At 60.0% G+C, this 22,969-nt stretch carries 20 protein-coding genes; 16 read left to right on the plus strand and 4 right to left on the minus strand.

The window, feature by feature from the left end; genetic code table 11:
• Positions 1-9 precede the first annotated feature (9 nt).
• From J0G10_RS14055 to J0G10_RS14115, 13 genes are all read left to right on the plus strand, one after another.
• On the plus strand, positions 10-1,131 hold the full coding sequence (locus J0G10_RS14055) for a muconate cycloisomerase family protein (RefSeq protein ID WP_220558725.1): 1,122 nt from the start codon (positions 10-12) through the stop codon (positions 1,129-1,131).
• A 15-nt stretch (positions 1,132-1,146) separates the two neighbouring features.
• Positions 1,147-1,437 (plus strand): muconolactone Delta-isomerase, encoded by a 291-nt coding sequence (catC, locus tag J0G10_RS14060; RefSeq protein ID WP_095049868.1) that lies wholly within the window; start codon positions 1,147-1,149, stop codon positions 1,435-1,437.
• Between the two features lie 181 nt (positions 1,438-1,618).
• Positions 1,619-2,536: a catechol 1,2-dioxygenase gene (catA, locus tag J0G10_RS14065; RefSeq protein ID WP_095049869.1), complete on the plus strand. Its 918-nt coding sequence runs from the start codon at positions 1,619-1,621 to the stop codon at positions 2,534-2,536.
• A 504-nt stretch (positions 2,537-3,040) separates the two neighbouring features.
• The gene (locus tag J0G10_RS14070) at positions 3,041-4,087 is read left to right on the plus strand and encodes an isopenicillin N synthase family dioxygenase (RefSeq protein ID WP_220558726.1); all 1,047 of its coding nucleotides are present in this window, start codon (positions 3,041-3,043) and stop codon (positions 4,085-4,087) included.
• A gap of 27 nt (positions 4,088-4,114) precedes the next feature.
• Positions 4,115-4,924, plus strand: a complete 810-nt coding sequence (locus J0G10_RS14075; protein ID WP_095049871.1) for a MetQ/NlpA family ABC transporter substrate-binding protein — start codon at positions 4,115-4,117, stop codon at positions 4,922-4,924.
• A complete protein-coding gene (locus J0G10_RS14080; protein WP_095049872.1) occupies positions 4,921-5,721 on the plus strand; it encodes a methionine ABC transporter ATP-binding protein in 801 nt (266 codons plus the stop codon). The genes J0G10_RS14075 and J0G10_RS14080 overlap by 4 nt, the downstream gene beginning before the upstream one ends.
• Positions 5,718-6,389 (plus strand): methionine ABC transporter permease, encoded by a 672-nt coding sequence (locus tag J0G10_RS14085; RefSeq protein ID WP_007950374.1) that lies wholly within the window; start codon positions 5,718-5,720, stop codon positions 6,387-6,389. The genes J0G10_RS14080 and J0G10_RS14085 overlap by 4 nt, the downstream gene beginning before the upstream one ends.
• Before the next feature lie 8 nt (positions 6,390-6,397).
• Positions 6,398-7,954 (plus strand): sugar ABC transporter ATP-binding protein, encoded by a 1,557-nt coding sequence (locus tag J0G10_RS14090; RefSeq protein WP_220558727.1) that lies wholly within the window; start codon positions 6,398-6,400, stop codon positions 7,952-7,954.
• On the plus strand, positions 7,947-8,972 hold the full coding sequence (locus J0G10_RS14095; protein WP_095049874.1) for an ABC transporter permease: 1,026 nt from the start codon (positions 7,947-7,949) through the stop codon (positions 8,970-8,972). The genes J0G10_RS14090 and J0G10_RS14095 overlap by 8 nt, the downstream gene beginning before the upstream one ends.
• 23 nt (positions 8,973-8,995) lie before the next feature.
• Positions 8,996-10,051 carry a substrate-binding domain-containing protein gene (locus J0G10_RS14100; RefSeq protein WP_095049875.1) on the plus strand — a complete coding sequence of 352 codons (1,056 nt, stop codon included), beginning with the start codon at positions 8,996-8,998 and terminating at the stop codon, positions 10,049-10,051.
• Between the two features lie 148 nt (positions 10,052-10,199).
• On the plus strand, positions 10,200-10,865 hold the full coding sequence (locus J0G10_RS14105) for a sulfite oxidase-like oxidoreductase (protein ID WP_095126440.1): 666 nt from the start codon (positions 10,200-10,202) through the stop codon (positions 10,863-10,865).
• A gap of 431 nt (positions 10,866-11,296) precedes the next feature.
• Positions 11,297-13,684, plus strand: coding sequence for a TonB-dependent receptor plug domain-containing protein (locus J0G10_RS14110; protein WP_095126439.1), 2,388 nt, complete (start codon positions 11,297-11,299; stop codon positions 13,682-13,684).
• Positions 13,674-15,188, plus strand: coding sequence for an APC family permease (locus J0G10_RS14115; RefSeq protein ID WP_245398047.1), 1,515 nt, complete (start codon positions 13,674-13,676; stop codon positions 15,186-15,188). The genes J0G10_RS14110 and J0G10_RS14115 overlap by 11 nt, the downstream gene beginning before the upstream one ends.
• Positions 15,189-15,276: 88 nt before the next feature.
• Here the strand turns inward: J0G10_RS14115 and J0G10_RS14120 are convergent, their stop codons facing one another.
• The 4 genes from J0G10_RS14120 to J0G10_RS14135 form a co-directional block, all read right to left on the minus strand.
• A complete protein-coding gene (locus J0G10_RS14120; protein ID WP_095049879.1) occupies positions 15,277-15,738 on the minus strand; it encodes a DUF3574 domain-containing protein in 462 nt (153 codons plus the stop codon).
• A gap of 197 nt (positions 15,739-15,935) precedes the next feature.
• Positions 15,936-18,320 carry a DUF3772 domain-containing protein gene (locus J0G10_RS14125; RefSeq protein WP_095049880.1) on the minus strand — a complete coding sequence of 795 codons (2,385 nt, stop codon included), beginning with the start codon at positions 18,318-18,320 and terminating at the stop codon, positions 15,936-15,938.
• Between the two features lie 168 nt (positions 18,321-18,488).
• Entirely contained in the window at positions 18,489-18,719 is a 231-nt protein-coding gene (locus tag J0G10_RS14130) for a hypothetical protein (RefSeq protein WP_095049881.1), read from the minus strand.
• A 136-nt stretch (positions 18,720-18,855) separates the two neighbouring features.
• A complete protein-coding gene (locus tag J0G10_RS14135; protein ID WP_220558728.1) occupies positions 18,856-19,734 on the minus strand; it encodes a LysR family transcriptional regulator in 879 nt (292 codons plus the stop codon).
• Between the two features lie 157 nt (positions 19,735-19,891).
• Between J0G10_RS14135 and J0G10_RS14140 the strand changes: the two genes are divergently transcribed.
• The 3 genes from J0G10_RS14140 to J0G10_RS14150 all read left to right on the plus strand — a co-directional run bounded on the left by J0G10_RS14140 (position 19,892) and on the right by J0G10_RS14150 (position 22,912).
• Positions 19,892-20,317: a VOC family protein gene (locus J0G10_RS14140; protein WP_026000724.1), complete on the plus strand. Its 426-nt coding sequence runs from the start codon at positions 19,892-19,894 to the stop codon at positions 20,315-20,317.
• A 112-nt stretch (positions 20,318-20,429) separates the two neighbouring features.
• Positions 20,430-21,686 (plus strand): cation:dicarboxylate symporter family transporter, encoded by a 1,257-nt coding sequence (locus J0G10_RS14145; protein WP_095049883.1) that lies wholly within the window; start codon positions 20,430-20,432, stop codon positions 21,684-21,686.
• A 122-nt stretch (positions 21,687-21,808) separates the two neighbouring features.
• The gene (locus J0G10_RS14150; protein WP_220558729.1) at positions 21,809-22,912 is read left to right on the plus strand and encodes an alkene reductase; all 1,104 of its coding nucleotides are present in this window, start codon (positions 21,809-21,811) and stop codon (positions 22,910-22,912) included.
• The last annotated feature ends 57 nt before the right edge of the window (positions 22,913-22,969 follow it).

Consider the following 22,969-nt stretch of genomic DNA (forward strand, 5'->3'; position numbering starts at 1 on the left):
GACATTGAAATGCAGCGAATTCTGATTGAAAACCTGACGACGATCATCGTCGACCTGCCGACCATTCGCCCGCACAAACTGGCGATGCACACGATGCAGAAGCAGACTCTGGTGATTCTGCGACTGCGCTGCAGCGATGGTATTGAAGGCATCGGCGAAGCCACCACCATCGGCGGTCTCGCTTACGGTTATGAAAGCCCGGAAAGCATCAAAGCCAATATCGATGCGCATCTGGCGCCGGCGCTGGTGGGTATGGACGCCAACAACATCAACGCGGCGATGCAGCGGCTCGACAAGATCGCCAAGGGCAATACTTTCGCCAAGTCCGGCATCGAAAGTGCACTGCTCGATGCGCAAGGCAAGCGCCTCGGTCTGCCGGTCAGCGAGTTGCTCGGCGGCCGCGTGCGAGACAGCCTTGAAGTGGCCTGGACCTTGGCCAGCGGCGACACCGCCCGCGACATTGCCGAAGCCGAGCAGATGCTCGAAGCACGTCGCCATCGCATCTTCAAATTGAAAATCGGCGCCAACCCGCTGGAGCAGGATCTCAAGCACGTCGTGGCGATCAAAAAAGCCTTGGGCGAGCGCGCCAGTGTGCGGGTCGACGTCAACCAGTATTGGGATGAATCCCAAGCGATTCGCGGCTGTCAGGTGCTCGGTGACAACGGTATCGACCTGATTGAACAGCCGATTTCGCGGGTCAACCGCTTCGGGCAGATTCGCCTGAATCAGCGCAGCCCGGCGCCGATCATGGCCGACGAATCGATCGAAAGCGTCGAGGATGCTTTCAGCCTCGCCGCCGACGGCGCCGCCAGTGTGTTCGCCCTGAAAATCGCCAAGAACGGTGGTCCGCGTGCCGTGCTCAGAACCGCGCAGATCGCCGAAGCCGCCGGCATTGCGCTGTATGGCGGCACCATGCTCGAAGGCTCCATCGGCACGCTGGCCTCGGCGCACGCCTTCCTCACGCTCAAGCAACTGACCTGGGACACCGAACTGTTCGGCCCGTTGTTGCTGACCGAAGACATCGTCACCGAAACGCCGCAGTACCGCGATTTCCACTTGCACATTCCGCGAACTCCAGGCCTGGGCCTGACGCTGGACGAAGAGCGTCTGGCGCGTTTTCGTCGCCACTGAATCAGGAGAGTGACCATGCTGTTCCACGTAAAAATGACCGTGAAATTGCCCATCGATATGGACCCGTCGCTGGCCACCCGGCTCAAGGCTGACGAAAAGGAGCTGGCGCAACGGCTGCAACGCGAAGGCGTCTGGCGGCACCTGTGGCGCATCGCCGGGCATTACGCCAATTACAGCGTGTTTGATGTGCCGAGCGTCGAGGCCCTGCACGACACGCTGATGCGCTTGCCGTTGTTTCCCTACATGGACATCGAGGTTGACGGCCTCTGTCGGCATCCGTCGTCGATCCATACAGACGATCGCTGATCCATGGTTTCGAATCCATCCCTGAACACTGTGGGAGCTGGCTTGCCAGCGATAGCAATACACCAGCCGCCATCAATGCTGGATGACACACCGCAATCGCTGGCAAGCCAGCTCCCACAGGGAAGGTTGTCTGTCCTGAAGATTCGCGAGAACCACACAACAACAAGATGAGGTAACCACCATGACCGTGAAAATTGCCCACACCGCCGAGTTGCAAGCCTTCTTCAAAGAAGCCGCCGGTTTCGCCAACGACGAGGGTAACTCCCGGCTGAAAACCATCGTCCTGCGCATCTTGCAGGACAGCGCGAAAATCATCGAAGACCTCGACATCAGCGAGGACGAGTTCTGGAAAGCGGTCGACTATCTCAACCGTCTGGGCGCTCGTTCGGAGGCGGGATTACTGGTCGCCGGCCTTGGCATCGAGCACTTCCTCGACCTGTTGCAGGACGCCAAGGATGCACAGATCGGCTTGACCGGCGGCACACCACGCACCATCGAAGGCCCGCTGTACGTTGCCGGCGCGCCGCTGTGTGAAGGCGAGTGCCGCATGGATGACGGCAGCGAGGAGGGTGCCGCCACCGTCATGCACCTCGAAGGCCAGGTGTTCGATCTGCATGGCCAGCCGCTGGCCGGTGCCACCGTTGATCTGTGGCACGCCAACACCAAGGGCACTTACTCGTTTTTCGACCCGAGCCAGTCCGAGTACAACTTGCGTCGACGCATCATTACCGACGCCGAAGGCCGTTACCGCGCTCGCAGCATCGTGCCGTCCGGTTATGGCTGCGACCCGCAAGGGCCGACCCAGGAATGCCTGAACCAGCTCGGCCGCCATGGCCAGCGCCCGGCCCATGTGCATTTCTTTATCAGCGCGCCGGGGCATCGGCATCTGACCACGCAGATCAATCTTTCGGGTGATCAATACCTGTGGGATGACTTCGCCTACGCGACCCGTGAAGGCTTGGTCGGGGAGGTGGTGTTTGGTGAGGATGCAGCGTCGGGGCGTTATGCCGAGCTGAAGTTCGACTTCCAGTTGCAGCAGGCGCCGGACGCCAGTGCCGAACAACGCAGCCAACGGCCGCGTGCGCTGCAAGACGCTTGATACCGAGTCGTCAGTGCCCCTCACCCTAGCCCTCTCCCAGAGGGAGAGGGGACTGACCGCGTTGTTGTTAAGCATCACGCCGACCTGAACAGTTTGTGTCGAATCCATAACCGACTCGGTCGTTCAGGTCGATGTATCGCGATAGACACCTCGGTCGGCTCCCTCTCCCTCGGGAGAGGGCTGGGGTGAGGGGAACTGGTCAAGGTGATCTTCAACGCTACGCCGGCCTGAACGATCTTCGCCGAATCCAACCCGGTTGTTCAGGTCGCCGTATACCGCAAGACAACCCGGTCGGCTCCCTCTCCCTCTGGGAGAGGTCTGGGGTGAGGGGAAAAGAGGCCTAAGGTAATGCGAAAAAGATATTGGCTACGTATTTTTAAGATCGTTTAGTTTTGTCTCAACGACGAATCAAAACGCATCAAACCGATAGACCCCCGATTGCCATGACGGCACACGCTGAATCGATCACAGGTTTTTCAGGTTTGATTCACACGGGAGTGAATCATGCCGCATACCCTCGATATCACCGCATTACCGACGCTGGACCTGTCGCTGTTCGAAGGCACGGCGCAACAGCGCTACGAATTTCTCGAAAACCTGCGCCACGCCGCCCGCGACGTCGGCTTCTTCTACCTGACGGGCCACGGCATCGACAGTGACTTGCTCAAGCAAGTACAAGCCCACGCCCGGCAGTTCTTCGCCTTGCCCGACAGCGAAAAAACCGCCGTTGGCATGATCAATTCACCGCACTTTCGCGGTTACAACCGTGCCGCCTCGGAGATCACCCGTGGCCAGCCCGATCTGCGCGAGCAGTTTGATCTGGGTGCCGAGCGCGAGGCGTTGCCATTGACGGCGGGCAGCCCGTTCTGGGCGAGGCTGCAAGGCCCCAACGAATGGCCGACGGCACTGCCGGAACTGAAACCGTTGCTGCTGGAATGGCAGGAGGCGATGACGCGGATGTCGTTGCGCCTGCTGCGTGCGTTCGCTCAGGCGTTGTCGCTGCGCGCCGATGCGTTCGATCAACTCTACGGCGACAAACCCAACGAACACATCAAGTTGATGCGCTATCCCGGCCAGTCCAGCGAGTCGAGCCACCAGGGTGTCGGCGCGCACAAGGATTCCGGTTTCCTCAGCTTCCTGCTGCAAGACCAGCAGGCCGGGCTGCAGGTCGAGATCGAAGAGGGGCGCTGGATCGACGCGTTGCCGCGTGAGAACACCCTGGTGGTGAACATCGGCGAACTGCTCGAACTGGCCAGCAACGGTTATCTGCGGGCCACGGTGCACCGAGTCGTGTCGCCGCCGGAGGGCAGTGAGCGTCTGTCTGTCGCGTTCTTCCTCGGTGCGCAACTGGATGCCGTGGTGCCGCTGTATCCGCTGCCCACCGCACTGTTGCGCGAGGCGCGCGGGCCGGCGAGTGATCCGCTCAATCCGCTGTTTCGCGATGTCGGCTGGAACTACCTCAAGGGTCGTTTGCGCTCGCATCCCGATGTCGCGCAGCGCTTCTACGCCGATGCGTTGCTGCCACCACCGCCCGTTCGTAAATCCGCCTGACTCAACCACCGCTCAAGGACTCCGCACATGATCAAGAAAGCAGGTTTGACCCTGGCCGTGCTCGGCGCGCTGGTGACGTCGTTCGGTGCGCAGGCGCTTGAGCCGCTGCGCGTGGCTGCCGACCCGGTGCCCCACGCGCAGATTCTGGCGTACATCCAGAAGATCGATCCGCAGCTGAACCTCAAAGTCATCGAGATCCCCAACGGCGTGAACTCCAACGAGCTGTTGGTGCACGGTGACGTCGACGCCAATTACTTCCAGCACCTGCCGTACCTGAAATCCCAGGAAAAGGCCCTCGGCGAGAAACTGGCGGTGGCGGCCACGGTGCATATCGAACCCTTGGGCATTTACTCGCACCGGCACAAAAGTTTCGCCGACGTGCCGGTAAAAGGCACCGTCGCCGTGCCCAACAACGTCACCAATCTGAGCCGCGCGCTGTACCTGTTGCAGGACAACGGCCTGATCAAACTCAAATCCGGCTTCAACGACCCGGCGGCGGACCAGGCAACGCCCAAGGACATCGCCGAGAACCCGAAACAGCTGAAGATCCTGGAAATCGAATCACCGCAGATTCCGCGCTCGTTGGACGACGTCGATCTGGCCGTGATCAACGGCAACTACGCGCTCGACGCAGGTTTGGTGCCGGCCAAGGATGCCTTGGGTCTGGAGAAAGCCGAGCACAACCCCTACGCCAACATTCTGGTGACCACGCCGAAGCTGGAGCACGACCCGCGTATCGCGCAACTGGCCAAGGACCTGACGTCGCCCGAGGTCGCCAAATACATCACCGATAACTTCGCCGGTTCAGTGATTCCGGTGGCGGGCAGCAAGCCATGATCGCCGTCGAGCAGTTGAGCAAGACTTATCCTTCGGCCGCGCAACCGGCACTCGATCAGGTCTCGCTGAGCATTCCCGACGGTGCGGTCTACGGGATTCTCGGGCGTAGCGGGGCGGGCAAGTCGACGCTGCTGCGTTGCCTCAACCTGCTCGAACGGCCAGACAGCGGACGGATCCTGATTGACGGTGTGGATCTGCTGAAGCAGTCCGACAGTGACTTGCGCAAACAACGCCAGCGCATCGGCATGATCTTCCAGGGCTTCAACCTGCTGCATTCGCGCACGGTATTCGACAACATCGCGGTGCCGCTGGAGATTGCCAATGTCGGCAAACCGTGGCGCCACGTGCGGGTTCGCGAGCTGTTGGAACTGGTCGGTTTGAGTGACAAGGCGCAGGCCTTTCCCTCGCAATTGTCCGGCGGCCAGAAACAGCGCGTCGGGATTGCCCGCGCCCTGGCCGCAGAGCCGGCGTACCTGCTTTCGGATGAAGCCACCAGTGCACTCGATCCGGAAACCACCGAATCGATCCTGCAATTGCTTCGCGACATCAATCGGCAACTGGGCGTGACCATCGTGCTGATCACCCATGAACTGGAGGTGGTCAAGTCGATCTGCGACCACGCCGCTTTCATGGCCAACGGACGTCTGGTCGAAGCCGGGCCGGTGCCACGGCTGCTGGCCGATCCGCAATCCCAGCTGGGCGCTTCGCTGCGGCCGACCTGCGGCTTGCCGCTGGGCCACGCTGAGCCAGGCCTGAGTTTTCTCAAACAATACGGCGTACGGGCTGCGCACTCATGAACCGTACGGTCAATTGGGATGAAATCCTGCAACTGGTGTTCAACGCCACCGGTGAAACCCTGTACATGGTCCTGCTCGCGGGGCTGTTCACGCTGCTGATCGGCTTGCCGTTAGGCGTGTTGCTGTTTATCAGTCGTCGCGACGGACTGTTGCCGATGCCACGCCTGAATGCCGTGCTGGGTGGCGTGGTCAACCTCGGCCGTTCACTGCCATTCGTGGTGATGCTGATTGCCCTGATCCCGCTGACGCGGCTGGTGGTCGGCACAACGCTGGGCAGCACCGCCGCCGTGGTGCCGATCACCATCGGTGCGTTTCCGTTCTTCGCGCGCATCGTCGAAAACGCTCTGGACGAAGTCGACAAGGGTCGCATCGAAGCGATCCTCGCCATGGGCGGCGACATCGGTCATGTGATCTTCAAAGTGTTGTTGCCCGAAGCGCTGCCGGCGTTGCTGGCCGGGATCACCTTGACGCTGGTGATGCTCATCGGTTTTTCCTCGATGGCCGGGGTGATCGGCGGTGGCGGGCTCGGTGATCTGGCGATCCGTTACGGCTATCAGCGGTTCAACAATGAAGTGATGGTTGCCACGGTGGTGGTGTTGGTGATCCTCGTTCAGGGCGTGCAAAGCCTGGGTGATCGATTGGTTCGTTCGCTGGCGCATCGCCGCTAAGGATTTGTATGAGTGTGCCGGTCGCTGTAGTTCGCGAGCCACTGATTCGTGTGCGTGAGTTGAGCAAAATGTTTGGTGCGAGCCGGGCGCTGGATGCCGTCAGCCTGGACATCTATCCCGCCGAAGTGGTGGCGCTGCTCGGTGCCAATGGCGCGGGCAAGTCGACTCTGGTGAAGATCCTCGCGGGCAGCCAGACTGCCGACGCTGGCGAGATCTGGCTGGAGGGCGCGCCACGGCATTTCAGTTCGCCGCTGTCGGCGCGGCGCTTCGGTATTGTCGCGGTGCATCAACAGATCAACGAGGGCATCGCACCGGGTTTGAGTGTCGCGGAAAACCTCCTGCTCGATGAACTGTGCAAGCCGGACGCGGACTTCTGGCTCAATCGCAAACACCTGCTGGAGCGCGCCGCAAGCATTGCCGCCGGGCTGGGTTTGACTTTGCCGCTGGAGCAACCGATCGAGCATCTCGGTCAGGCCGAACGGCAATTGGTGGTGCTCGCTCGAGCCTTGGCGTTGCAGCCGCGCCTGCTGATTCTGGATGAGCCGACAGCAGCACTTTCCGATGCCGAAGCGCAGCGCTTGTTTGGTTTGATCGACACCTTGCGCACTCGCGGCGTGGCGATTCTGTACATCTCCCATCGACTCTCCGACCTGCAGCGCGTGGCGGATCGCGCCGTCGTTCTGCGCGATGGCCAGTTCGCGGGCGAGTTCACGGCACGGCAATTACCCGACGCGGTGAGCGCCATGCTCGGGCAGGCGCTGGCCGAGCATGTTTACCTGCCACGCGTGGCCGGGCGCGAAGTGTTGAAACTCAACGCCATGCAAATTCTGCCGCGCTCCGCCGCGTTCGATCTGAGCCTGCACGAGAATGAAGTGGTGGTGCTGACCGGGCTGTTGGGTGCCGGTAAAAGTGAAATCGCCGAGGTGCTGTTCGGCCTGCGTAAAGCGACCTCGGGCCGCGTGCAACTGGATGGTGCTGACTGGCGTGCGGACTCACCGCGCCAGGCCATCCAAAGCGGGGTTTTCTTCGCGGCCGAAGATCGCGCCAGTCGATCGCTGGTACCCGATTTCACTTTGCGTCGCACCCTGACTTTGCCGTTTCTCGAGCGCTTTACCCGCGGCGGTTTCATCCGCAACCGCGCCGAAGCGGCAGCGGTCGAGGCACAAGTGGCGGCGCTGGGGATCAAGACTGCCGGCATCGATGTGCCGATGACCGCGTTGTCGGGCGGCAATCAACAGAAAGTCGTGCTCGGCCGCTGGCTGCTCGGCGAAGGGCGGGTATTGATCCTTGATGAACCCTTTCAAGGCGTCGACGTGCGCGCCCGCCGCGACATCGGCCAACTGCTGCGCGACAGCGCCGAGGGGCGCGCGACTTTAGTGATTTGCGCCGACGTCGATGAAGCCCTGGAAATTGCCGACCGCATTCTGCTGGTGCGCGATCACGCCGTGGTCGCCGAGTACCCGCGTGCCGGCCTCAATCGTGCTGATCTGGTCGCCGCACTGGCCGGCAGCGACGTGACCGAACATTCCCCTCAAGCCACGCCAAGGAGCAGAGCGAGTGCCTGATTCAAGTTCGCTGTTATCGACCGAGCCGGCACGTGCCGAACGTCTGCTGCACGGGTTGATCCGCTACGGCCTGTTGTGGTTGCTGGCGCTGATCGTGGTGTTTTTCAGTGTGGCCGAGCCGGCATTTCTGCGCGTCGGCAACCTGTTCAGCATCCTGCAATCGGTGTCGATTGTTGCGCTGCTGGCGCTGGGCGTGACGCTGACCATGGCGGTCGGCGGTCTCGATCTGTCGATTGGCGCGGTGGCGGCGATGAGCCTGATGATCGCCAGTTACGTGATGGTCGTGCTCGGCTGGGGCGCGTTGCCGGCGGTGTTGATCAGTCTGGCGGGTGGTGCGCTGGTCGGCCTGCTCAACGGTTGGCTGATCGTCAAACTGCGGGTGCCGGACATTCTCGCGACGCTGGGCAGCATGTTTCTGGTAATCGGCGTGCAACTTATTCCCACGGGCGGACGCTCGATTGCGGTGGGCATGACCTTGCCCAGCGGTGAGGAAACTGAAGGTACGTTCAGTGCCGCATTTCTTGCGCTGGGGCGTGGGCGATTGTGGGAGGTGGTGCCGATTCCGGTGTTGATCACGGCGGTGGTTGCGGTGGCGGTGTGGCTGTTTCTCGAACGTACGCGCATTGGTCGTTTGTTCTATGCCATCGGCGGCAACGAGCAAGCCGCACGACTGGCCGGTGCACCGGTGCAGCGCTTCAAGTTATTGGCTTACGTGCTCTCGGCGTTGCTCGCATCGCTCGGCGGATTGTTGCTGGCAGCGCGCCTGGGTCGCGGCGACGTCAGTTCGGGCAACGGTCTGGTGCTGGATGCCCTCGGCGCAGCGCTGATCGGTTTTGCCGTACTCGGCGCGAAGAAGCCCAACGCCTTTGGCACCCTGGTCGGTGCGCTGCTGGTGGCGGCGCTGCTCAATGGCCTGACCATGCTCAACGCGCCGTATTACACACAGGATTTCGTCAAGGGACTGGTGCTGGTGCTGGCCCTGATGTTCACCTTCGGCCTCGCGCATCGGGCGCGTTGAGCCGCTTTATTCAAGGAAGTTGCATGCACGGTTCAATCACACAGTTCGCCCGTCATTGCCTCGCCGGCGCGTTGCTTTCGGCGATGGCACTGAGCGCTCAGGCCAAAGCCTTGCCCGGCGCACCCGCACCGTTCGACAAAGGTCAGGTGCAGATCGCGCTGGTGGGGTATTTGTTCTCCGGGGACTTCCCCGAGGCGTATTTGCGCGGCGTCGAAAAACAGACCGAAGCGCTGGGGGCCAACCTGCGGATATTCGATGCCCGGCAGCAAGCGGCGAGTCAGGGCGAGATGATCGATCAGGCGGTCGATCTCGGCGTCGACGGCATCATCGTCCAACTCGGTTTGGCCGAAACCCTGAAAGCACCGATCGATCGGGCGATCGCCAAAGGCATCAAGGTCGTCGCCTTCGATGTCGATCTGAACACCCCGCAAGTGACCCAGGTCGAGCAGGATCACCATGCGCTGGCGCGTCTGGCCCTCGATCAAGCCGTCAAGGACAACGGCACGAAGTTCGATGCCGGCTATGTGTACATCAGTGGTTTTACGCCAATGGAGCGCCGCGATGAGATCTGGAGTCAGGTCAAGAAAGCCAATCCGGGAATCGTCGAGAAGGCACGCTTTGGCACACTGAATCCGCCGATTGCCAACTCCGTGGCGGATCAGGCCAGCGCCGTGCTTCGAGCCAATCCAGGCATCAGCGTGATCTTTGCACCGTTCGATGAGTTCGCCAAAGGCGCAAAAATCGCCGTCGACGAAGCGGGGCTGGCGAGTAAGGTGAAGATCTACAGCGCCGATATTTCCACCGCCGATATTCAGATCATGAAAGAGTCGGACAGCGCCTGGGCGGCGACGGCGGCGGTCAATCCGCAAGTGGCCGGGGCAATCAGTGTGCGCAGTCTGGCGATGTTGATTGCCGGGGAAAATCCGGGGCATCAGGTGCTGGTGCCGCCGACGCTGATTACCCGTCAGCAGTTGCTGGATCTGGATGTGAAGAACGTTCGAGATCTGGCGCAGAAGCTACCGAGTTTTGGTGATACCGCGAATGTCGCACGGGCGTCGTGGATTCCGGTGGCCAACTAGATCCTCCTACCGACAACGATCCCCTGTAGGAGCGAGCCTGCTCGCGATAGCGGATTTGAATCCAACATTGTTGCCGGCTGATTCACCGCTATCGCGAGCAGGCTCACTCCTACAGGAGATTGGGGGCACCCTTGAAAATGGAGTGACTATGCACAACAAAGCCTCACGCTTACGCAAAAGCCGTTCGCCGAAAGCCGATCCGGCTCTTGGTAAACGACTACCCCCAGGCCAGGTACTGACGGAGCGATTTCCGATCCTGCACGAAGGCGAAATACCGAAATACGACCTCGCCAACTGGTCGCTACGCCTGTCCGGCACGCTCGCCCAGCCAATCGAATTACGTTACGCCGATCTGCAGGCATTGCCGCAACGAAAACTGCGCTGCGACATACATTGCGTGACACGCTGGTCGAAGTTCGACACCAAATGGAGCGGGGTGCATCTGCAGGATCTGTTGCAGGCGTTCGATCTCCAGCCGACTTCGGCGTTCGTCATGGCCCACGCCGACCACGATTACCAGACCAACTTGCGACTTGATGATCTGTTGCACCCGGGCAGTCTGCTGGCCACCCATTACGCCGGCCAGCCGCTGACCGCGCAACATGGCTGGCCGCTACGGCTGGTGGTGGCGGGGCGGTATTTCTGGAAGAGCGCGAAGTGGCTGCGTGGGCTTGAATTCGTTGAGCAGGAACAACCCGGGTTCTGGGAGCAGAACGGCTTTCATCTGCACGCCGATCCGTTTGCCGAACAGCGATTCAGTGGTGATGAACTGGATATTGCCGAGGATGCCTGGCTGGAAAAAGCGTTCGATTGAGTAATGCCCGACGCAGATCAAAACTGTAGGAGTGAGCCCGCTCGCGATAGCGGAGTATTAGTAAAAAAGTTGTCAGCTGACACACCGCTATCGCGAGCAGGCTCACTCCTACAGGGATCCTGCATTTCAATCTAAAAGATTTAGTTTTAGTTGGTTAAAGTGTTGGCTCAGCAACACTTTTGTTGAACTAAGAACAATCCTTTAGAGCGATCTAACCTAAGCGTTATTGGTTCTTTTACGGCCCGAAGCAGCTCGTCTAGCATCGAGTTTCAAGGGGAAACGACTCACGCTGGGGAAACTGCAACTCACCGTAAAAAAGCCTTCACTGCCTTCCAGAAATCCAAAACTACAGCAGACATTGCCGCGCATTGCTTGCCGAACTTTATTGTCGGCAACGGCCGGGTATTAACTGCGATTCAAGGAGCTGTTATATGCATTACCGTTCCCGTTCATTACTGGCGGCTGCTGTCGTGTCCGCTATCTGGCAACTTCCGGTCAACGCCGAAGAAACTTCGGCAAGTGCCGACAGCGAATCCCGACTTGGCACCGTGTTGGTCACCGGCACCCGTGGCACTTCACGCACCGTGCTCGATTCGCCGGTGCCAGTCGATGTGCTCACCGCCGAAGACCTCAAATCCGCCGGCGCCGCTGATGGTGAACTGGGCGCGGCGTTGCAGACGCTGTTGCCGTCCTTCAGCCTGCCGCGCCAATCCAACTCCGGCGGCGCCGACCATGTGCGCGCGGCGCAACTGCGCGGCATGAGTCCGGATCAGGTGCTGGTGCTGGTCAACGGCAAGCGCCGCCACACGTCAGCGGTGGTTAATGACTCCTCTAAAATCGGTCGTGGTACCGCGCCGGTCGACTTCAACTCGATACCGCTCAGCGCGATCAAACGCATCGAAGTGCTGCGTGACGGCGCCGGGGCGCAGTACGGCTCCGACGCGATTGCCGGGGTGATCAACATCATTCTCGACGACGCGCCCGAGGGCGGCGAAGTGTCGACCAGTTATGGCGCTTATCACACCCATCAAGACGCCATCGACAAGACCACCACCGACGGCCAGAACAGCGTGACCACGGCGAAGATCGGCACGCGTTTGGGCGAGGAGGGCGGGTTTATTCGTGGCGGCACCGAATACAAGGATCGCAACCCGACCAACCGCGCCGGTTTTGACGGCTTTGCCGATACCCCCGGCCAGCGCAACTATGTGATGGGCGACGGCGTAGCGCGGGACGTCAACCTTTGGTTCAACAGCGAATTGCCGCTGGCCGGCGGCAAGGCCTACAGCTTCGGCACCTACAATCAGCGCCACACCACCGGCGCCGAGTTCTATCGCTACCCGTCCGAACAGCCGCAGTTCTACCCCAACGGCTACTTGCCGCAATCGCTCGGCGACAACAAAGACATCTCCGCCACCGCCGGTTTCAAAGGCCTGATCGGTGACGAGTGGGACTTCGACAGCAGCGTCACCCACGGTCGCAACCGCTTCGATGGCTCGACCCGGCGCACGCTTAACGTCAGCCTCGGCGAAGACTCACCGACGAAGTTCGACACCGGCGATTACGAGCTGCGCCAGACCACCAGCAACCTCGACTTCAGCCGTGAACTGCGCCTCGGCGAGCGCTCCTTTGTATTGGCAGTTGGCGGCGAATACCGCTATGAAAACTACCTGACCTATGCCGGTGACGAGGCCTCCTACATCGGCTCCGGAGCAGACGGCGCCAATGGCCTGCGCCCGAGCGAAGAGTCGGATCTGGATCGCAACGTGTTCGGTACTTACGCCGAGTTGTCCGGCGATCTCACCGACCGCTTCTTCGTCGACGCCGCTACCCGCTGGGAGCATTACGACGATGCCGGCAGCAAACTGACGGGCAAGCTCAGTGGTCGCTACAAACTCACCGAGCAATGGGCCTTGCGCGGTGCGGTATCGAACAACTTCCGTGCACCGTCACTGGCCCAGAGTGGCTTCCAGAACACCACCAGCAACTTTGGCGATGGCGGCACGCTGACCGACATCCGCGTGCTCTCGGTCAACGACCCGATCGCCCGCGCACTCGGCGCCGAGAAGCTTGATCCGGAAACCTCGAAGAACTTCAGCCTCGGCCTGACTTTCCAGTTGAACGAACGCTTCGATGCATCCCTGGACGTGTTCCGCATCGACGTCAAAGACCGCATCACCCTGTCACAACGCATTGGCAGCGATGCCCTCGAAAACTACATCAACGACAACTTCGGCGTTGCTGGCGTGCACGACGTCAACTTCTTCACCAACGCCGCCGACACCAGCACCCACGGCGCCGAACTGGTGCTCAACTACCACCAGCCGTTCTACGAAGGGCAACTGGGCCTGACCACCGCGTACACCTACAACCACACCAAAGTCACCAGCACCAAAGCCACGCCGTCGCAACTGACGGCGCTGGGTATTGGCAATGACGCCCTCGTTGGTGTCGAGGAAACCAACACCCTGACCGACGCGGCGCCAAAGGATCGTTTCATCTTTTCCGCCAACTGGGCCAGCGAACACTGGGGCCTGCTTGGAAGATTGACGCGCCAGGGCGAGACCACCCGTGTCTTCGATTTCGGCGATTCGCAACCGGAGCAAACCTACGGTGCTGTGTGGCAGCTGGACGCCGAGGTGGCCTACAAATTCACGCCGAAATTCAACATTGCCGTGGGCGGCAACAACCTCACCGACAACTACCCGGAACGTTCCGGTTCGGCGATCAACTACGGCGGTAACCTGCCATACGACGTGCTCTCGCCAATCGGCACCAACGGCGCCTACTACTACGCCCGCGCTACCTATGGTTTCTAACGCGGGACCGGGGCGGCATCTACCGGTGTTTCAGGCGTTGCTGATCACGCTGGGCATGGTGATCACCACCGACATCCTGAAAACCGCGCCGACCGTCGCCCTCAACGTCGGGCCAGAGCATTTCTATCTGGTGTGGGGGCTGGGCGGTGTCGCGTCGATGATTGGCGCACTGTGTTTTGCCGAGATGGCCACGGCGTTTCCGCACCCGGGCGGCGATTATCACTTTCTGCGCACGGCGTATGGCGAGCGCATGGGATTCCTGTTCGCCTGGTCGCGGTTTTCGGTGATGCACACCGGGTGGATAGCGTTGTCGGCGTTCATGTTTGCCGATTACGTCAACGCGGTGGTGCCGCTGGGGCAGTACGGTTCGGGGCTGTTTGCCGGGGCGGTGATTGCCGCGTTGGTGCTGCTTAATCTCACTGGCAAGCACATTGGTTTTATTACCCAGACCTTGTTGGTGGGGCTGTTGGCGCTGGGCTTTTTGAGCATCGCCAGTGCCGGTGTTTTTCTGGCCTGGCAAGGTATCGAAGCGCCTGCGCCGAGTCTTGCGCCCGTCGCGCAAAACACCGGTATGGCCGGGTTTTCGGCGGCGATGATTTTCGTCTTTCTGGCGTTCGGCGGCTGGAGCGATGCGGCAACATTATCGGCAGAGGTTCGCGATGGTCGACGAGGGATTTTCATTGCCATGCTCGGTGCGCTGAGCGTGTTGATGGCGATCTATCTGGCGCTCAATTGGGCGTTCGTTCAGGGCTTGGGATTCGCTGGACTGGCCGCCAGCAATGCACCGGCGGTTGAGTTGTTGAACCGTGCTTTCGGTGCACCGGGTGTCATGCTGATTTTGCTGATGGTCGGTATCGCCGCGATCGCGACCATCAACTCGACCCTGCTGGTCGGCGCTCGCACCACTTACGCTGCTGCGCGCGATGTGCCACAACTGCGCAGCTTCGGCGCCTGGGATGACCGCCATGGTGTACCGCGCAAAGCGTTACTGGCGGAAGGAGCGGTGGCATTGTTGCTGGTGCTGTTTGGCAGTTTTACTCAGAGCGGCTTCAACACTATGGTCGAGTACCTGACCCCGGTTTATTGGCTGTTTCTGAGTTTGAGCAGCGTAGCGCTGATCATCCTGCGACGGCGCTTTCCCGAGGTGCCGAGGCCGGTGAAGGTGCCGTTGTATCCGCTGTTGCCGCTGCTGTTCTTCGGGTTGTGCCTGTACATGCTGTATTCCAGCGTGACGGTGGTGGGGTTTGGGGCGTTTTTGGGGATTGCGGTGTTGCTGGTTGGTGCCGTGCTATTGGCCGGGTTGAGCCGTTTAAAAGCGAACCCCCATCGGAAACGCCGCCCGCCCAGCCCTCTCCCGGAGGGAGAGGGCTGGGCGGGGTGTCTTGGGGGATACATCGACCTGAAAGACCGAATCGATTATGGGCTCAGTGAAGCAAAAACAGGCTGGGGTCGATTACGGATTCAGTGGTGCAAGTTCAGGCTGATTCGATTACGGATTCAGTGAGCCATGCTCAGGTCGGCGTAAATCTCCAATATCCCCGGATCGGTTCCCTCTCCCTCTGGGAGAGGGTTAGGGTGAGGGGCTTCTGATTCTAGAAGGACACCTCCGCCGGCTGCGACAACCGCAGCACCGACAAGTCCCCCGTAATACGCTTGTAAGCCAGGCGAATCGCTTCAATGTTGCCCGCATTCTTCGGGCTGTTCTCATGCAAGATCACAATCACCTTGGTGCTCAAGCGTTCAGGCTCTTTCGCGCCCTTATCCCGCCACTGCCCATAAGCATCGAACACACTGAAACCATCAGGAAATCGCGACGTCACCTCCTGATCAAGAAACTCGCGCCAGCGCGCCGGGCTGACTGCACCGTCCTTGCCATCGATCGAACCAACGGAGAAGTACAACTCGGTGCGAATCCACTGCGCCTGCGCCGGCCGCGAAATATCACCTTGCAAGGTCGAACTGGCGGGATCATGGGTGTGAACGGACGCAGGAGGAGGGCTGGCACAACCGGCGACGGCGACGAACAGCGCCGCCAGTAGAAAACGTCGAGGCATGGAACATCCTTATTGAACGATGAGTAAACCGCTCGAGTATAAGGTTGCCGTCTGACCGCCCATAAAGACCTAAAAAGCAGGCATTTAGGCGCTTCCGGAATAACCCTTCACCGCGCAAAAATTGTGGGAGCGAGCCTGCTCGCGAAAGCGATTTTTCAGACAGCGAAAATATTCCATGCCAGAGCCTTACCGATTCATTACGCACTCGCCGGCGGTTTCGCCAACGCAATCTCTGCCGCACCCAGCCGCTTGAGAATCTCGAACAGCAAATCACTTTTGGTCACCCCGACAATCCTCGGGCTAGCCACGTACCCGGTCACCGTCAAAGTAATTCCGTCAGGCGACAATTTGCTGAAGCGCACGAACGGTGCCGGTTTATCGAGGATGGTTTCGTTCTCCCGATACGTGTTGAGCAACAGGTCTTTCACCTCTTCAGGATCGATATCCAGCGGGAACACCAGTTCCAGTGACGCCACGCCTTGCGCGCTGCCGCCCAGGGTGACATTGCGCAGGTTCTGCGAGATCAGTTGCGAGTTGGGCACGATGACGATCGAGCGGTCGCTGAGCTGGATTTCCGTGGCGCGCACGTTGATGCGGCGGATGTCGCCTTCCACACCACTGATGCTGATCAAGTCGCCGACCTTCACCGGTCGTTCGGTGAGCAGAATCAGCCCCGAGACAAAGTTCTTCACGATCTCTTGCAAACCGAAGCCGATGCCCACCGACAACGCACTGACGATCCACGCCAGATTAGTCCACTGCACGCCCAGCGACGACAGCGTCAGCAGAATCACGAAGGCGTAACCGATGTTGGAAAACAGCGTGCTCAACGAGGCACACATGCCCGGGTCCATGTCGGTCCTGGGCAGGAACTCGTTGTCGAGCCAGCGACTCAGGGCGCGGATCAGCCAGATGCCGATCATCAGCGCCAGCACGGCATTGAGCAGGTGGCCGGGGACGATGTTCAGCTTGCGCAACCCGGCGCCGCCAAGGATCGCCATGATATTGCTCGCCAGTTGCCCGAGCGTAGTGCCGATGCCACCGACAAACAGGGCGATCACCGCCAGCAGCATCAGCGCGGCCCGACTGAAGCCGGACAGCAGGATCGAGATCTGATCGAGGCGGCGATCACCGATGCCCAGTAACTGTTTGAGCGCTTTACCGCTGGCGTGCCGTGGCGAAAAAACGTGCTCGCAGACGTCCTTGATCAACTGGATCAGCAGGTAGAAACCCGACAAGACAATGTACGCCCACACCAGCTCATAACTGATGAACCGCGCCAGCGACACATAGCCGGCGAGCAGGGCAATCGCCGAGACAAACATCGAGACGCTGGCAAGGGTGTAAATCACCCCGGCAAACGTACTGTTCGCCGCTGCCGCATCATTGGCCGCGACCAGCGCCTTGCGCACCTTGCCGACGCGCAACAACAGGACCGTCACGATCGCCAGCACCACGATCGAAATGACCCCGCGCCCGGCAATCACGATCTGGCTGCTCATGCCGGTGGCATTGCTCACCTGCACCAGCGTTACCAGCACCAATAACGTGCAGGACAGGATGCGCGGGTAGGGCCTGAGCGCCAGCGCCACCGAATCGGCAATCGCCGGCAGGCGCCACGAGGGATGTTCGGTCGACAGCAACGCGCGGCTCAACCCGGTTAGCAGCACGCACGCATACACGACTTTTTCGAACTCTTCGGAGAAGGTTTCCAGCACTGGCGGCAAAGGTTGATGACGGGTGCAGGCGTAGAACAGTAATTGCAGGGCAATGGCGGTGGTGGCGATGGTCGCCAGCGCCGAGGCGAACGCCAGCGCACTGCGGCGCAGACGTCCCTCGGGCATGCGGTAAATGCACACCCAGGTCAGACCGCGTTCGGCCAGCCGGCGGCCGAAGGTCCAGATGATCAGTGCCAGCGCCATCAACATACTGGTGTAGATGCGTTCGCCCGGCGCCCACACGGTGGCCCATGTGTCGCGCACCTGCGCAACGAAAAAGCGCAGACGCTGGCGATCATCGTCACTCGGACTCACCAGCGGCGACCAGAAACTGGGACTCAGCACGCTGTCAGTGCCCAGCGTCAGCTCACTTTCCAGCAGTGTGCGGCGTATCCCGGCGATCTGCGTAATCAGATCCGCCGCGCTCTGCTTCAGCGCCGCCAGGCTCTTCAATGTGCCGTCGACCTTGCTCTTCTGCTCGGCCAACGACGCCCGTTGCGCGACGATGTCTGCCTGCTCTTCCGCTAGATCGGCATCCGGCGCGGCCCCCAGCACCCCCAACTGCACTGCCAGTTGCGCCTGCTGCGGCAACAACGCCGCCGACAACCGATCGACATCCAGAATGAACGCCTGCACCCGATCCTGCGGGCCTTCGAGCTGGTTGTAATTGTTCGCTGCGGAAATCTGTTGCTTGAGGCCGTCGAGGCGTTGTTGCAGCGCCTGCAGTTCGCTTTGCGAAATCACCGGCAGCGGCGCGGCGGCGGTGGTTGCCGGCGCCGGCAAGTCGGCGGCCCATAGCGTCGGACTGCCGCCAACCGCCAGCATGAATGCGAAAAAAAACAACGACTTCAATGTGTTGCGCATGGGTGAGGCGGCTCGAATGGATCACACAGTCTATGAGGTTAGGTGATCGAGGCGATTGGCGCGCAAAAGTTTCCCGCAGAGCAGGGCCGGTGAGCAGAACTTGCAGACGCAAAAAGCCCGACGGGTGAGGTCGGGCCTTTATTCGGTGACGGCGGTAAAGCGCTGCACTCAGACGGCGCGGCGTTCGAGCAAACGGTCGGAACCCCCTTCGGCAACGGCATCGCTGAACAGCGGGTCGGTTTCGGTGGCGGCGGCAACGGCATCGCTGAACAGCGGATCAGTCTGGGTGGCGGCGGCTACTGCGTCGCTGAACAGCGGATCGGTTTGAGTCGCGGGAGCGGCAACAGCATTCAGGGCGAACAGTGAGAAAGCGATGCTGAGAAGGGCTTGGCGTTTCATGAGTGTGTGCTCCGTGATGTAGTGGTGGGGTCTGGAGCCGATGTTACGCCGCGCATTTGATAAGAGAACTTCATTGAATCAATGGTTGTTATTGATGCGGTTAATGGCTGTGCTTTGTGAAGGCGCAACCCTGCACTCAGTCATAGCCGATCTTGACCTGCGCACTGATCAGCTCGGCCAGCATCCGTACAGGTTCGGTGAAGGTCTGGCGCGATCGGTGCACCAGCCCGATATCACGGTGGAACGTGTGCTGACCGAGGTCGAGCACCCGGACGCCGGCAGGCCAGGCAAAGCCGGGCGCCGTCTGCGGCACCAGCGCCACGCCGACACCGTTTTCGACCAGTTTGATAATTGCCTCCAGTTCATCCAGCTCGCAGACCTCGTGCAGGGTGAAATGCATCTGCCGTAAAAAGCGGTCGACCTGCCTGCCGCCGAAAGAGGAGCGGTCATATCGTATAAACGGCTGGCTACAAAGTAATTGGCTCCAGTCATCGCCCGGCACATCGCGTGGCACGATCAACCGGTAAGGCTCCAGCGCCAGCGTGGTCCAGCGCAGATCACTTTGCAGTGAGAAGGGTGGGCGGATGATCACGGCCATGTCGATCTCGCCAGCATCCACCAGATTGACCAGTTCCATCGACAACCCCGGAACGATCCGGGATCTGCACTGCGGGCAGTGCTGGTGAAACTTCGCGAGTGCATCGGGTAGATAAGAGCGCTGCACCGACGCAATGGCGCCGATGTTGACCAGCACGCTGGGCGGCAGCCCCACCGTTGTCGAGCCGAGGCTGTCGTAGAGCCTGAGCAGTTCTTGCGCTTGCAGCAGTATCTGGTGGCCCATTCTGTTGAGGTGTGCCGAGCGCCCCTTTCGGTCGAAAAGCTCGAAGCCGAGTTCGGCTTCCAGGCGCTGGATCTGGGCGCTGACGGCAGCCTGCGTGAGTCCGATCCTGTTGCCGGCTGCAGCGAAAGTACCTTCGCGTGCTACGGCGATGAGTGTCTTCAGTTCTTTGATCATTCACAAATATTAATTGTGTTTCTAAGAAATATATATTGATTTTTATGTTTGGTTTTCCGCCCTAGGATGTTTCCCATCCCCCGGCAGCGGCTGAACCCAAGGCGCCGATGACGGCAGGAATGTTCACCAACCAACAAAAACATGATTGGAGTTTCTGATGAGCCTCTCGCCTTTTCACCTCGCTATCCCCGTTTACGATCTGGCTGCAGCGCGCACCTTTTACGGTGAAGTCTTTGGTCTTGAAGAAGGGCGCTCCAGTACTCAGTGGGTCGATTTCGACTTTTATGGCCACCAACTGGTGATTCATGAACACCCGAAAACCGCGTCCCAGGAAAGCGTTCACAGCAACCCGGTCGACGGTCACGACGTCCCTGTTCCGCACTTCGGCATCATTTTGGGATGGCAACAGTGGGAAGCATTGGCCGAACGTCTGAAGTCCTTTGGCACCGAGTTTGTGATCGAACCTTACATCCGCTTTCAAGGGCAGGTGGGTGAGCAGGCCACCATGTTCCTCTTTGATCCTTGCGGTAACGCCTTGGAGTTCAAGGCGTTCAAGGATATGAGCCAGCTCTTCGCCAAGTGACAACCGTCATGGCACAACCCGGTTGTGCCATTTGGTCCCTAGTGAGCTGGAAGCTCATGACTCTAGCAACTGCCGCTGACGCAGACCTTTCCTTCCAACAAAAAGGCTAGACATGAAACGTATTCCCCTGGTGTGGCAAATCGTTGCCGGGCTGTTGCTTGGCGTGCTCGTCGGTTGGTATTTCAATACCCATCCGCAATATCAAACGTGGGTCAGCACGGAGATCCTCAAGCCCCTCGGTGACATCTTTATCAAGATGATGAAGATGGTGGTTGTACCGATTGTCTTCTGTTGCATGATTCTGGGCATCGCTGGCGGTGGCGATAACAAGTCGTTTGGCCGCATGGGCATCAAGTCGCTGGGTTATTTCTTTGCTATTACCGCGCTGGCCATTGTCATCGGCTTGTGTTTCGCAAACCTCTTTGAACCGGGTAGCGGCACCGATATTTCCGGCCTGTCGCATGGCACGGCATCGATCAACATGGAGCCCTCGAAAGGCGCGCTGGTGATCGTGCAGAACATCGTGCCGGACAATGTTCTGGTGGCGATGTCGGAAGCGAAATTGCTCTCGGTACTGTTCTTCGCCGTGCTGTTCGGCCTCGCTTTGAATGCGCTGCCAAGAGAAAAAAGTGCGCCAGCCATCGCGGTGGTTCAGAGCATTTCCGATGCGATGTTCAAAGTGGTCTCTATTGTCATGGCCTACGCGCCGGTTGGTGTCTTCGGCATGATTGGCGCCACGGTCGCGACCTTTGGTTTTGCCTCGCTGTTGCCATTGCTCAAGTTGATCGGCGTGGTTTACCTGGCGCTGGTGGTCTTTGCATTGGTGATACTCGGTGGCATTTGCTACTTGATTGGGGAGAACATTTTCAAATTGATTCGCTACTTCCGCAGTGAATTGATTCTGGCGTTCTCAAGTGCCGCATCCGCCGCCGTCATGCCGCAGTTGATGAGCCGTTTGGAGCGCTACGGTGTACCGCGGCGGATCGTCAGTTTCGTGGTGCCGGTGGGTTATGCATTCAATCTGGACGGCGCTTCGATTTTCCTCGGTGTCGCGACGATCTTTGTGGCGCAGCTCTATGGCATCGACCTGTCACTGTCGCAGCAGATCCTGCTGGTGGTGACGATGGTACTGACGTCGAAAGGCGCGGCGGGGGTGCCCGGGTTTGCCATCATCATCCTCTCCGCTACGTTGGCTTCGGCCGGTCTGCCCCTGGAGGGCGTGGCATTGATCGCGGGTATTTTCAGGATCATCGACAGCGGTACGACCACGCTGAACGTATTGGGCAATGCCATCGCACCGCTGGTGATTGCCAAGTGGGAAAGAGCCGCGCTTGAACCGTCAGGTGTTCATCCCGCTGCCGAAGTGTGAGCCTTCAAGCGTCGGCCCCTCACGTTTGAAACCGCACCGATAACGAGTGCACGCCCGCTGGCGCAGGGGCGTTTTTTTTGGGTTGCTTTACTAGACGACCGGTCTATTGAATAGGAGTGCTTATGATTGATAACGCTGTTGATACCGACCTTTTTTCGCCCATGCAGATGGGCGCGCTGCAATTGGCCAATCGAATTGTCATGGCCCCCGTGACGCGCAGCCGGATGGCCGACGACGGCGTACCGAATGAAATGCATGCGACTTACTACGCTCAGCGTGCGAGTGCAGGTTTGATCATCGCCGAGGCGACGAACATTTCCGCTCAGGGACGTGGCTATGCGATGACGCCGGGCATCTGGTCGCAAGCGCAGGTCGCCGGGTGGAAACAAGTCACCGATGCGGTGCACGCGGCCGGCGGAAAAATCGTCTGCCAGCTGTGGCACGTCGGGCGTTTTTCCAGTGTCGAGTTGCAGCCCAATGGCGAAGCGCCGGTCGCACCCTCGGCCATCAAGGCTGAGGGCAGCACGTATACCGAGAAAGGTTTTGTCGAGGTATCGATGCCTCGCGCGCTTGAGACCGCGGAAATTCCCGGAATCATCGAGCAGTACAAACTCGCCGCCGAGAATGCCAGGCAAGCCGGGTTCGATGGCGTCGAAGTGCATTCGGCCAACAGTTATCTGCTCGACCAGTTTCTGCGTGATTCGACCAATCAGCGCACGGACCTCTATGGCGGCTCCATCGAGAACCGTGCCCGGCTGACGCTGCAAGTGACGGAAGCGGTGGCGTCCATCTGGGGCAGCGACCGTGTCGGTATCCGCCTGTCTCCGGTGACGCCCGATGCCGGCAATACGCCGCCCGACAGCAACGTCATGGCGACTTACGGCTACCTGATCCAGCAACTCAATCGATTCAATCTGGCCTACCTGCATTTCGTCGAAGGCGCCACCGCCACTTCTCGCAGCGTTCCTGCGGGCGTGGATCTCGACGCGCTGAGTGCGCAGTTCGACGGCGCGTTCATTGGCAACAACAACTATGACCTGGCGATGGCGCTTGAGCGTCGGGCGCAGGGCCGTATCGATGCGGTGGCGTTTGGGCGTTTGTTTATTGCCAACCCCGACCTGGTCGAGCGCTTACGCCATGGTCTCGAACTGACCATTGCCCCGCGTGAGAGTTACTACGGCGGTGGCGCGAAAGGCTACATCGATTGGCCAACCGCTAACGCCTGAATGGCAACCCTGACACCGACCGGGCGCAATCGCATTCACTGCAAAGAGGAACGAAAC

Source organism: Pseudomonas germanica, from assembly GCF_019614655.1.
GTDB classification, from domain to species: Bacteria; Pseudomonadota; Gammaproteobacteria; order Pseudomonadales; family Pseudomonadaceae; genus Aquipseudomonas; species Aquipseudomonas neuropathica.